This is a genomic window from Neobacillus sp. Fa239 (assembly GCF_055395235.1).
In genome coordinates this window covers 862,873-875,591 of sequence record NZ_AP041611.1, presented here as the reverse complement: position 1 = coordinate 875,591, position 12,719 = coordinate 862,873, and the positions used below count along the sequence as shown (strand labels likewise).

Here is a 12,719-nt window from a genome sequence, read left to right as displayed (position 1 = left end):
TATATTATTGTCTAACCAGTACTAGTCTTTTATCTAACTCCTCTAATTTTTCAGATGGAGCCAATTCTGTAAATAATGGTATTTTTACGATTTCCCTTAGTGTCTTTTGAGAAAATGGACCTTGTGCAATTGGATTGCCAGCGATTTCTGGGAGTTCTTCTTCAAAAATCTTTTTGGTTTCTTCATTACTTAAAAGTTCACTCAGGCTATTATTTGTGCTGTACGTTAAGATATAACTTGTTGTGGGCATGTAATCAAAAACATATTTGCCGGCGGTCAGTTCACATTCAACATGCTGAAATTCCTGATTAGCCTTTATACTGCTATCAACAAGTGCCCCACCATTAACATTTATTGTTTCCATCAGAGCATCTGGAAGAATTACTTCTGCTGTTGTATTGAAAGGAACAACGAAGGTGAACGATAAAGCCCCATCCTCTTTAATTTCCCAGCCGCTTTCAATAAGCCCTGATGAGGAACTATATGTTGCCTTTGCATAAGTTAATTTTCCATATGGTTTCGGACTAAGCTTTATCTTTCTAAATCCAGGCGCCTCTTCAACTGGATTGATCCCGCACATATTACGGTACATCCACTCGGCAATCGAGCCATATGAATAATGATTTAAGGAGTTCATTCCGGTACCGCTAATGGTCCCGTCTGGAAGAACAGAATTCCATCGCTCCCAAATCGTTGTCGCACCCAGTTTCACTGCATATAACCAGCTTGGAAAATCATCATTTAACAATAACGTATAGGCATGATCATTGGCGCCATTTTCTGATAAAACATTACAGAAATACGGTGTTCCGACGAAACCGGTAGTTAAATGCAGTTTATCTTCGCGAAGCTTCGCTTTTAAATCCTCGATTACCCTTCCGCGGTAGCTTTCAGGAATCAGATCCATATATAAAGCTACGATCATCGCGGTCTGCGTGTGAATGGCACATCGGCCATTTGGTGTAAAATATTCCTTCATCATCGCTTCTTTTATTTCATCAGCTAGACGTGCATATTGTTCAGCGATTTCAACATAACCCAAGACCTTGGCTGCTTTTGACACCAGCTGCGCTGAATAACAATAGTAAGCGGATGCAATATAATAGGAATCTGTTCCCCCCGTTAGGGTTTCGGGATCTTTTGCATCTAATGCAAGCCAATCGCCAAAATGAAAACCAACTTGCCACAGCCTCTTTGCTCCTGATTCATCATCCGCTTTTTTAATGTAATCCACCCAATCCTTCATGGAATCGAACTGCCCGCGAAGAAGCTCTTTATCTCCATAGTGCACATATAATGTCCAAGGAATCACTGTAGCCGCGTCACCCCAAGCCGCAGATCCATTCCCATTAATAAAACCATTTCCATCCTTTGGTTTTACGACAGGTACAGTGAACGGAACGGAACCGCCAATCCTTTTTTGTTCTTCATGTAAATCAAACATATATTTTTGGTAGAAGGCAGGAGAATACATATTGAAACAGGCGGTTGCCGCAAATACTTGGGCGTCACCCGTCCAGCCCATCCGTTCGTCACGCTGCGGACAATCTGTCGGTACATCAAGGAAATTCCCTTTTTGCCCCCATAAGGCATTCAAGAATAAGCGATTGACCAATGGATTGGAGGTTTCAATCATCCCCGTTTGTTCAATCTCACTATAGATCACACAGCCTGTAAAATCATCCAGGTTGATGTCTCCTTCAAATCCGGTAAGCTTGACATAGCGGAAGCCGTAAAAAGTGAAATGTGGCTGCACTTCCCTTTCGCTTCCCTCCGAAATATAAATGTACTCCGCCTTTGCCTCCCGCAAATTTTCACGATAAAAGTTCCCGTTTTGCAGAAGTTCGCCATATTGAAGCTGTAATTTGGTTCCTTTCGTTGCATTGGTTTTAAAACGCACCCAGCCTGTAATAACTTGGCCAAAATCAAGGACCGTTTCTCCTGCAGGTGTAGAGATGATTTCAATCGGTTTTCTTTCTTCCATGATTTTTACTGGGAGGTTTTTTCTGGCGATAAATTTTTCTGTAGAGACTTCCGTTCTTCTAACACTCGGCCATACTCTGTCATCAAAATCAGGCGATAACCAGTTCTTACTCTCTTGATTTGCATCATAAATCTCACCATCGTAAATCCCGCTGAATGTGATCGGTGCCGAGGCACACTTCCAGTCCTCATCTGAAGCAATGACTACCTTGGATCCATCCGTTAGGGTTACAATGATTTCACTAATAAAAGCAAATTCACTTCCGTATAATTCATGATATCCACCCTCAAAACCAAAACGGCCTTTGTACCAACCGTTGCCCAGCATAACGCCAATTGTATTTTCCCCGCTGTTTAATAAATCCGAAACATCATAGGTCTGGTACTGCAGCCAGAAATCGTAGGCATTATAACCTGGAGCAAAATATTCATCGCCCACCCTTTTCCCATTAATTTTGACATCATATAAACCGACACCACAGATATAGGCTCTCGCCGATTCAACCTCATCAGGCAAGGTGAAGTTTTTTCGAATCAATGGATGGATTTCCTTATCCAAATTAGGCGTAATCCACTTTGCCTGCCATGGCTCGACCATTTTGGCTGTTTCAAACCAGGCTATATCGCTCGTTACCTCATCACCGTCATCGCCCCAGACCGTAACCCGCCAAAAATAGCGTGTACGCGGCTTCAGCTGGATGTCGGGAGAATACGATAAACTATCAATCTCCTGACTTTTCCCGCTATTAAACAGAATCGTTTCAAATCCGGGGTCAGCAGCTAATTCAACTTTGGCTGCGGTTTGAAAAATAGATGGGCTTTCTCCTGACTCAGTCACCCATGAAAGACTTAAACGATCGAATTCAAATCCCAATGGATTTTCAACATGATTGGTTCTCAATTTACTAATTCTCATCTTTTTCCTCCTAAAAAAACGCTATTCATTTTTCTAAAAATAATTGTAAGCATTCACACAATCATTATAAGTTTTCCTTAAAAATTCCTATTACTAATATTTTACGGCCATTTTGAAAATGTTCTATTCGAAATGCGACTTCCTTTATTTGTTTATCCGACTTTTCTGAGAACAATTGGAATTGGTAAACATTTTAGTTATATAATTTTTATTTTTATCTATCAATTAACTAAAATACCGTATTATAATAGGATTAATTTAAGAAATAGCTGATTCAGAAGGAAGTGACAGCATGTTAAAGCTCGATGGGATCGTGTATAAAGTATGTTCCTGGATTTATAATTTCATTTTATTGAATATTCTATATATTCTAAGTTGTATTCTGGTGGTTACAGCCTTTCCAGCGACCGCTGCTCTTTTCGGAGTGGTCCGCCAGTGGGTTAAGGGGAATGACGTCAATGTTTTTCAGCAATATCGATCTTTATTTAAAGAAAACCTCAAACAAAGTCTATTTATTGGTTTTATCACAATCTTTGTTTGTCTGTTTTTAATTGCTGACTATTATACGCTGACATTACTTAATACAAGCATGAAGCCTATTTTATTTACCTGCCTTGTTATGGTTAGTTGTTGTGTTTGGGCCACCATTTTAAACATTTATCCACTGATGGTTAATGGATTTTACGGGAATAAAGAATTGATTATCAATGCTTTCAAACTTTCTTTCTATAAACCTCATCTTACGTTTGTTCATCTGATTCTCACATTGGCATGGGGGTATGTATCCATTCGTTTCGGTTTTTTTCTCTTCTTTTTCTCGTTTAGCGCTTTTGCCTTCTTTACGTACTGGTTAATCGAGCAAAAATTTAAAAAGATTACCGTATTAAACCTATGAAAGTAAAAGGACATGATTAGGATCCCAATCATGTCCTTTTGTTTTATCTCTATAAGTTCCTCATTAGTTAAATGTAAAGAATACTAGAAATATTTATAGCTTTCATCTCTTCCTTCTAAACCTTGCGTTTCCCAAGTGTAGCGTAGACATCCGTACGAGGAATCCAATCTAGGAACGCCTCAACCTGGAGGTTCCAGAAACGCCATTCATGCTGATACTCCGGAAGCGATACCCATGTAACCTCCACGCCCATTCCCTTAAGTTGTTCAACAAATTCAACATTCGCTTCGTAAAGGAAATCTTTTTCACCACAAGCGATATACGCTTTTGGGAATGCCTTTCCTTCGTTCGCCAAATTCCTCGCTAACGTGAGAGGATCGAACATTGGGTCAATTTCCTTTTCTTCTCCGCCAATAAGTGATGAAGGATCTAAGGAAATGGCAGCAGAAAAGGCACCAAAGGCACAGAATCGATCAGGACGATTTAAAGCATGCACCAAAGTACCAAAGCCGCCCATGGATAAACCTGCAATATAGGTATTTTCAGGTTTATTGGAAATAGGGAACATACCGGTTACAAAGTCAGGCAGTTCATTCGCGATAAAATCATAGAACTGGTCTCCGCTAGGATGATTGACATATGCTTTGTTCTCGCCAGAAATCATGACAACGGCTATATTTCTTTCCTCTGCAAAAAACTCCACATTGCTGTATCCAGACCATGTTGCATGATTATTTCCAAAGCCATGTAACAAGTATAATACCGGATACTTCTCTTTTGGGGTGTGCACAGGCTTTAAATCACTTAAGCCTAATGCTTCCGGAATAGTAGGTGTCGGAACAACAACCGTAATATCCACTGTTCTTTTTAATGTGTATGAAATGACATTGCAATTAAATTTCGCCATAATTATAATCTCCCCTTCCAATTTTAAGCTGGATAATAACAAGCCTTTAACGTATGGACAATAGATAAAAAAAGAGCCGTCATCATTTCGATGACGACACTAATGTCTTACTTTTTGGATTTCAAAAAAGCATCCAATTGTTTTTGTTTTTCAGCAATAATATCATTGATACCTGCAGCTTTTAGAGCATCAATAAACTGCGGAAGTGTCGAAGCTGGATCGGTTGTTCCCGTTTCAAGACCTGCTCTGTATTGGTTTGCCACGTTTGTCACAGCAGCAATTTGAGTTTTCACATTTGTTGCATCAAACGTGAACCCGTAAGCTGGAGAAGGGACCAGGCTACCGTTAAACTTTTTATATTGATCCCAAATATCCGTTGGATTTCCTTGGTAAACATGTGTCAGGGCATTGTTTCCGATTTCCCATTCGTTTAAGCTGTAACCGGCTTTAGGATTGAGCGCGATTGTGCCATCGGAGTTTTTCGTGTAATCTTTTCCTTCGATTCCATTCGTGATGAGATTTTCCAAGTCCGCATCCTTGTATAGCAAGTTCAAAAATTGCATCGCTTTTTCCGGATTTTTGCTGTTTTTCGGAATCGACATTCCGAATCCATTTGCACCGGAAGTCATCGCCCATGCTGGTGATAAATGCACGCCGACCATTTGTTTCTTGGTTGTTTGTGTTTCCTGGACATCAAATCCAGGTTTCATATTGGAAACATATGAAAAAGTTTTCCCTGCTGCCGCCAATTGAGATCCTGTTTGTTGATTGGTTGCCGCATCTTTTACAACATATCCTTTTTGATACCAATCGTGAACCATGTTTACTGCATCTTTATATTCTGGCGTTTCAAAGAGGTCGACGACTTTTGTGCTTTTTTGAACCATATTCACGACTCCAAATTGGTCACCTAAACCGTCGAAAGAACTAGCCATGATATCAGAAACGATGGTGCCGGTTTGAGTTTGATTCGAAATCATAGCCATATTCGGTTCACTAGCTTTAATTTCGGCATAAACGGGTTCAAGGTCTGAATATGTTTTAATTTTGCTTAGGTCGATATGATATTTGTCCACTAAATCTTTGCGAAACTCGACCCCGTAATCGGCGCCGAATTCTTTATATTCCGGCATTACATAGGATTTTCCGTTAATTTTGGATGCATCTACAACGCTAGCAGGGATGACGTTCAAAATGTCCTGGCCATATTTCTTTAACAGATCATCCATAGGGATAAGTTGTCCGCGAGCCACTTGATTGCTTAAACCCATCAGCGCTCCCCCGACAAATAGATCCAACTGCTGGCTGCCCGATAGCATCAAATTCATTTGTTGCTGGTATGCGGAGAAATTAAGAGGCATCAGTTTCACAGTCGCATTGATTTTTGGTTTCGTGATTTTATTGACCTCTTGTTCTACTGAAGCCAATTCTTTTGAATCAACTGGACCAAATGTAAAATAAGCCATGGTTACTTGATACGGTGCCGAAGAATCTGCCTTTGAACCGGAAGTGGAACTGCTGCAACCAGCCAAACCAATAGCAGAAGCAATCATACCCACAGATAAAACTTTAGAAAGCGTTTTCCATTTTACCACTAATAATTCCCCCTTAGATTGTAAGTTGTTCTTCATAGTCAAATATTATCGAAAAAACGCAAATTCAACTATTAATTTCACGACATGTTTTTTGAATTTTTACGACTTTCTGTGAAATTATAAAGCCTGTCGGTCTTTCCCCCGCCAGGCATTAAAGGGATTATATCTTTTTACGACTTAACTGAAGCAGGAATAACTATCTCCACTACAGCACCTTTTTCTTCGTGATTATAAAAAGAAATGGTAGCCTTTGTTCCATATAAACAGCGCAACCTTTTGATAGAGTTCCAAATACCGATATTGTGTTCATCTTCAAGCTGTCCGTCTTCCTTTTGTTTTAACGTATCGAGAACATCTTGAGGGAATCCATCCCCATTATCTTGAATGATAATATGGACAAAATCATGATTTACTTTTTTAATCGAAATATTAATTTCTGTGTGGGAATCGTAATTCATCCCATATTTAATGGAGTTTTCAACCATCGATTGAATCAAAAGAGGTGGAATTTCCACACGCTGCAATTCATCAGAAACATAGATGTTATAAACCAACAGTTCGGGAAATCGAAGCTGCTGGATTCGCAAATAATTTTCTGTATGATGCAATTCATCTTTTATCATTACAAAAGGGGAATTGCTGCGGAACATAAAACGGAAATATTCGACAAGACACTTAGTCATTTCTTGTATCAGCGAAAAATCCTTTACAGTAGCCAAACTATAGATGATATTCAGCGAGTTCAGGAAAAAATGCGGATTGATCTGAAGCTGCAGGTGTTTTAACTCTGCCTGCTGCGAGCGCAATTTTTCTTCATATACATCAACAGTCAAATGTTCAATCTCGCTGCTCATTCGATTAAAAGACTCATTCATAATTTGAAATTCTGTTGAGGTTTGATGCGGCTGTATTTGCAAGCCCATCTGCCCGGCTCTCAATTTTTCCATGGCTGTGAGGAGACGATGGATTGGTACAATGAAGACTCTTCGCATATGAACAAAGAAATACGCTAAAAACAAACAGGAAACCAACGCAAACAAAACAAGTATCGTTCGAAGATTTGGCAATTGGTCGAGGATATTTCGTTCAGGAATCGCCAATATTAGTTTGAAATTCCCTTCGGTTGAGTCCGTCCCCGTAATCAAATAAGATTTGTTTTGACCAATGTTTTGTAATTGGAGATGATGCTGCTTAACAAAGTCGGCATTGTTCATCGGCTCATAACGATCTGTCGTTAAAAATTCGTACCCTGAGCTTTCTGCATTCAAAGAATGAAAAGGTGTCATGAATTTATTGGCATTCACCCATGCCCCAACGTAAACATTATCAACTTTGATTAAATGGAATAAATAATATTTTCCATTTCCTTTCCAACTATACCATCTATCATTTTGGTAAAGAGCTGCACCCTGAATAACCAATTTGTGAATTTGTTTTTCAATCATCGATTCATTATAAATGTTTTCTCCATTAGCAGCCATGATCAAATCATCATTCGGAACCGAATAGACAAAAAATTCATCAATCGAAGGATAAAAATTAATTCGATTGGCTATTGAATTGAAAATTCGAATTTTTGCTTCCATATAATCGTTGTAATGTAGTGAAAGATGCGATTGAAGTGTTAACAAGTCGTTGTCGTTTTGCGATAAATCGCCCAAAAAATTATCCACATTGTGCAGACGCTGATCAATCTGCCCCATATAAAGACGAATCATATTTTGATTCGATTGGGTGACTTGCTTTTTCACGACATAAATAGAATAAAAATTATTTACAATGGTTAGAATCAAAAGCGGAAAGAAGATCAAGCAAATTCCGATAAATAGTTTTACACGCAATGAATTAAAATCAATCGAAGGAAATCCCATATACTATCACCATCAAACCTTTTGATAACGTTTTCTAAACTCAATCGGCCCCATCTGCATGATTTTTTTAAATGTAGTCGAAAAATAGGAGATGTTCGAATACCCAACTGCCAATGCAATATCCGTTACAGATTTATTCGTTTGCGACAATAGCTGTTTCGCATATTCAATTCGTTGCTGCTGTAAATATTCTGATATTAACAAGCCAGTTTCTTTCTTAAACAAGCGGGAGATATAATCAGGATTTAAAAAAACGGCATTCGCTAGCCATTCCCTGGATAACTGCTGCATTCCGATATTTTCCTGAATCAATTCCTTTACTGTTTCAACGACAGAACATTTTTGAGTTAGTGACTGGATATGGCCCGCTGCAATTTGCGCTACGCGGAGAACCCAGTCCTGAAAACAGAAAAAGGATTTAAAAATTTTATTTGTCTCTTCTGTTAATATGGAAGAAGTAAATACATCGTGGCTTTGCAAGCCTTTCAATTTAAGGACATGGAGAAGCATTTGCAAATAATTCTCATAGAAACGATGCAGTACATATACCGTAACCCTTTCTTCCTCTTTCCATTTATCAAGAAAACTTTTAATATCGTTCATTAACTTTTGTTTGGATCCTTCTTTCAGCCATACTTTCCAATCATCCCAAGGTATTTCAGGCATCGCAACAGTTTGTGTTTCTATGTCTCTTAGTGAAAAAACATGACGGGACAAAGCAACGTTGTCTTTGCTATTATTTTGCAAAGTTTTAACCATCGAAACGACATTGCTTAACGCCACGGTTTCCCCCACATACCCACATAGTTCAACAGAAAACTTTTCATGGATAAAATCTATGAAAGTTTTGCAATTGAGCAGGATTTCCTTTAGCAGTTTAGGCGTCTCTACTGTCGCCATTACCAAAAAAACATCCTGAGATAAAGACATTGAAATAGATGGGATTTTCTCTTCCATAACATTTTTCATGGCAAATTCGATTAATTTGATTTCTTGTTTATTTAAAGACGGATCCCATGACTGTACACGGAATAGGATTGGTGCATAATGCTGTGCTTCGCTAAATTTCAGCTTTCTTTTGATTAGTTCTGTTTGAATCAATTCTGTTGGAATCGCTTCGTTGATCAAATCCACCCAGAACTTTTCTTTAGCCATCTTCTCTTCTTGAAGCATGGATAATCCCTCTGAAATAACACTTTCTAATTCCAAATAATCTACTGGTTTGAGTAAGTAATCAAAACTTTTTAACTGAAGCGCCTTTTTGGCATAGCCAAAATCGGCATGACAGGTTAGAAAAATAACAATCGTTTCCGGAAAGTGATTTCTTACCCAACTCAAAAGTTCGATCCCGGAACCCCCAGGCATTTCAATATCACATACCATTACATCGACAGGGTTTGATTGAAACACCATTTGAGCTTGTCTGAGATTATGTGCTGTATAAACTGTTGAAACCTTTAATCTCTCCCAGTTCATGCCCGCTTTAAGACCTCTAACCGCATGAATTTCATCATCCACTAAAAGAACATGGTACAACAATTTTCACCTCTATTTTACAATATTTTGAATTCTCAAAACATAATAGTAAGCGTTTACAAAATTATTGTAGTTAATATTCTTTTAAAATTATAGTATTTTTTAATGAAAAATAGTAAAAACCATGGATTATATCAAAAATAAGAGGACTGACTCAAAGAGTCAGCCCCTTGTATTTATCCTTTGACCGCACCAACGGTAATCCCTTTGACGAAAAACTTTTGGAAGAATGGGTATGCAATTAAAACTGGCACCACTCCTACTGCAGCAATTGCCATCCGGACTGTTTCGCTTGGCAATTGACCGGCCCCTTGGCCTGTCTGTGTTCCCATGTTGGTTGTGGCAAGGAATTGAATATCACTCATAATATGGTTTAATATCACTTGGATACTGAATAAATTCGGATCTGTGATGTAAACCAAGCCATTGAACCAATCGTTCCAGTACCCGAGCCCTTGAATTAACCCTACGGTAGCCAAAATCGGCATGGATAACGGCATTACGATGGAGAAGAAGGTTTTAAATTCGCCTGCACCATCGATACGTGCTGATTCTATCAATGATTCAGGAATGGATGTAATGAAAAAGGTTCTCATCAATAAGATGTTAAATCCATTTGCCAACAACCCGGGAACAATTAAAGCCCAAATCGTATCTTTCAAATGAAAAACCTGTGTATAAACCAGATAGGTTGGTACAAGTCCACCATTGAAAAGCAAAGTGAAAAATACGAGAAAAGTAAATAAATTTCGTTTTGGCAAATCACGCCGTGAGATTGGATAAGCAAGCAAGGAGGTAATTATTAAGCTTGCCGCTGTACCAACAACTGTAATAAGAATGGTTAGTCCATATGCATGAAGCAAGGAAGCAGAATTGGACATTAAGTATTGATATGCTTCTAAACTGAATTTTTTAGGAAAAAATGAGTACCCATCTTTCACAATTGTGTTTTCATCTGTAAAAGATGCAACAATGAGCAAAATGAAAGGTAAAATACTTGCCACTGACAGAACGATCATAATAATGTGGGCCAACCATTGAAACCCGCGATTCTCTTTCTCCAATTTCTACACCTCCATAATTAAAATAGTGCATTATCTTTATTTTTTCTTCGAACGACCCAATTGGATAAAAGCACCAAAATGAATCCTACCAATGATTGGTATAAACCTGCAGCTGAAGACATCCCGATATCTCCTAATTGCAGTAATCCACGATATACATACGTATCAATTACGTTTGTAGTATCATAAATAGCACCCGAATTCATTGGAACCTGATAGAATAATCCAAAGTCAGAATAGAAAATCCGTCCAATCGCAAGCAACGTCATCATGGAAATTACCGGCATAATCGAGGGAATCGTAATATGCATAATTTGCTGCCATTTATTTGCTCCATCCAATCGGGCAGCTTCATACATTTCTTGGTCAATTCCTAAAATCGCTGCTAAATAGATGATGCACAAAAATCCAAAACCTTTCCACACACTGACAATTGTCAAAATAAACGGCCAATATTTGGCTTCGTTGTACCAGTTAATTGCCTTTCCGCCGAATAGTTTGATAACCGTGTTGTTGATAAAACCGCCATCAACACTTAAGAAAGCGTATACAAGATAACTCACGATAACCATGGAAATTAAATATGGAAGAAGAATGATACTTTGATAAAAACGAGACGCGAATTTCCTCTTGATTTCACTTAATAAAATAGCCACGCCTACCGCAATGATCGTGTTAATAATGATGAATGCTCCATTATATAAAATGGTATTTCTTGTAATCACCCAAGCATCATGTGTTTTGAAAAGGTATTCAAAATTTTTGAACCCCGCCCAGTCACTTCCAAGAATCCCCTTGGAGAAATCAACATTTTTAAAAGCGATGATCAAACCAAACATCGGCATATAATTATTGATCAAAAGATAGGCCAATCCTGGTACCATCATAATGAAAAGCGGCATATATAATTTCCACTTTTTCATGGACCGTTTTTTAACAACTGGTACAGATTGAACCTTTTCAACAATTACTTGTTCCAAGTAAATCCCTCCCCTTTTTCTTACTTAAATCATAAAAAAAATTGCGTTTTCACACTACTGAAAATCCGACCTTTTATTAGCTTTTTTACGACTTTTGTGAAAATACCTACTATTTAAGTAAAAACTCAGGCCCAAACTTTAAACAGTAGTCCGTTTTAAAGGGAACCATGCCAAGGTATTCTGAATACATGAATCCCAATAAGACCAGGTATGCCCGCCGGGCCCTTCCTCATAATGAAGCTCCAATCCTAAATGATTTGCATGGTCCCTAAATTTAATATTTAAATCATAGGTAAAATCTTCGGTCCCGCAGCATTGATATAACCGTGGTAAATCAGCTGCTGTTTCTTTTGCCCGTGTAGCTAGAAACAATAAATCTTCTTCACTATTTGCTATTTTTGTATAATCGCCAAAAATTTCATCAAAAATTTTCTTCCTGATTGGCTGGATCTCTGGATGAATTTTTTCCAGCAGATTTTCCATATCCAGAGTGCCGGAAAAACTGGCCGCAGCCATAAACATTTCGGGTTTTTTTAAAGCCCATTTAAAACTTCCATATCCCCCCATGGATAATCCGGCAACAAAATTATCTTCTCTTTTATCAGATAAGGGGAAATACCTTCTAGCCACAAGTGGTACTTCTTCGGTTATAAACGTCCAATAATTTCTTCCATGAACCATATTGGTATAATAGCTTAGATCTGCCGCCGGCATCACGACGGCAATCATATGTTCCTGTGCATATCGTTCAATAGCCGTTTGTCTTACCCAAGCCGAATGATCATCCGTACCGCCGTGAAGTAAATATAATGTCTGAAATTTAAAAGGTTGACTGTCATCTATTTTGTGTTGAAAACTGCTCTCTGGCAGAATGACATTCATTGCTGTAGACATTCCTAAACTTTGCGAAAAAAACTTCATTTCTAGAAAAGCCATGTATTTTTCCCCTTTAGTGTTCTAGTTTTTACAAAC

Annotated in this window: 9 protein-coding genes; 1 reads left to right on the top strand and 8 read right to left on the bottom strand. The window is 38.3% G+C overall.

Translation table 11 applies throughout. The features are described from left to right. Nucleotides 1-4 precede the first annotated feature (4 nt). Complete coding sequence (locus tag ACZ5XR_RS04120; RefSeq protein ID WP_464500416.1) at nucleotides 5-2,899, bottom strand: alpha-L-rhamnosidase; 2,895 nt, start codon at nucleotides 2,897-2,899, stop codon at nucleotides 5-7. A gap of 292 nt (nucleotides 2,900-3,191) precedes the next feature. On the opposite strand from ACZ5XR_RS04120, the gene ACZ5XR_RS04115 reads away from it, so the two are divergent. Next, nucleotides 3,192-3,794 (top strand): YesL family protein, encoded by a 603-nt coding sequence (locus ACZ5XR_RS04115; protein ID WP_464500415.1) that lies wholly within the window; start codon nucleotides 3,192-3,194, stop codon nucleotides 3,792-3,794. Nucleotides 3,795-3,909: 115 nt separating this feature from the next. On the opposite strand, the gene ACZ5XR_RS04110 is transcribed toward ACZ5XR_RS04115, so the two are convergent. The 7 genes from ACZ5XR_RS04110 to ACZ5XR_RS04080 form a co-directional block, all read right to left on the bottom strand. Next, a complete protein-coding gene (locus tag ACZ5XR_RS04110) occupies nucleotides 3,910-4,701 on the bottom strand; it encodes an alpha/beta hydrolase (RefSeq protein ID WP_464500414.1) in 792 nt (263 codons plus the stop codon). A gap of 107 nt (nucleotides 4,702-4,808) precedes the next feature. Further along, on the bottom strand, nucleotides 4,809-6,296 hold the full coding sequence (locus ACZ5XR_RS04105; RefSeq protein WP_464500413.1) for an ABC transporter substrate-binding protein: 1,488 nt from the start codon (nucleotides 6,294-6,296) through the stop codon (nucleotides 4,809-4,811). A gap of 170 nt (nucleotides 6,297-6,466) precedes the next feature. After that, a complete protein-coding gene (locus ACZ5XR_RS04100) occupies nucleotides 6,467-8,167 on the bottom strand; it encodes a sensor histidine kinase (RefSeq protein ID WP_464500412.1) in 1,701 nt (566 codons plus the stop codon). A 12-nt stretch (nucleotides 8,168-8,179) separates the two neighbouring features. After that, nucleotides 8,180-9,703 carry a response regulator transcription factor gene (locus ACZ5XR_RS04095; RefSeq protein ID WP_464500411.1) on the bottom strand — a complete coding sequence of 508 codons (1,524 nt, stop codon included), beginning with the start codon at nucleotides 9,701-9,703 and terminating at the stop codon, nucleotides 8,180-8,182. A 176-nt stretch (nucleotides 9,704-9,879) separates the two neighbouring features. Continuing rightward, entirely contained in the window at nucleotides 9,880-10,767 is an 888-nt protein-coding gene (locus ACZ5XR_RS04090) for a carbohydrate ABC transporter permease (protein WP_464500410.1), read from the bottom strand. Nucleotides 10,768-10,784: 17 nt separating this feature from the next. Beyond that, nucleotides 10,785-11,690, bottom strand: coding sequence for an ABC transporter permease (locus ACZ5XR_RS04085; RefSeq protein WP_464502215.1), 906 nt, complete (start codon nucleotides 11,688-11,690; stop codon nucleotides 10,785-10,787). Between the two features lie 195 nt (nucleotides 11,691-11,885). Further along, nucleotides 11,886-12,683, bottom strand: a complete 798-nt coding sequence (locus ACZ5XR_RS04080; RefSeq protein WP_464500409.1) for an alpha/beta hydrolase — start codon at nucleotides 12,681-12,683, stop codon at nucleotides 11,886-11,888. Nucleotides 12,684-12,719: the final 36 nt, after the last annotated feature.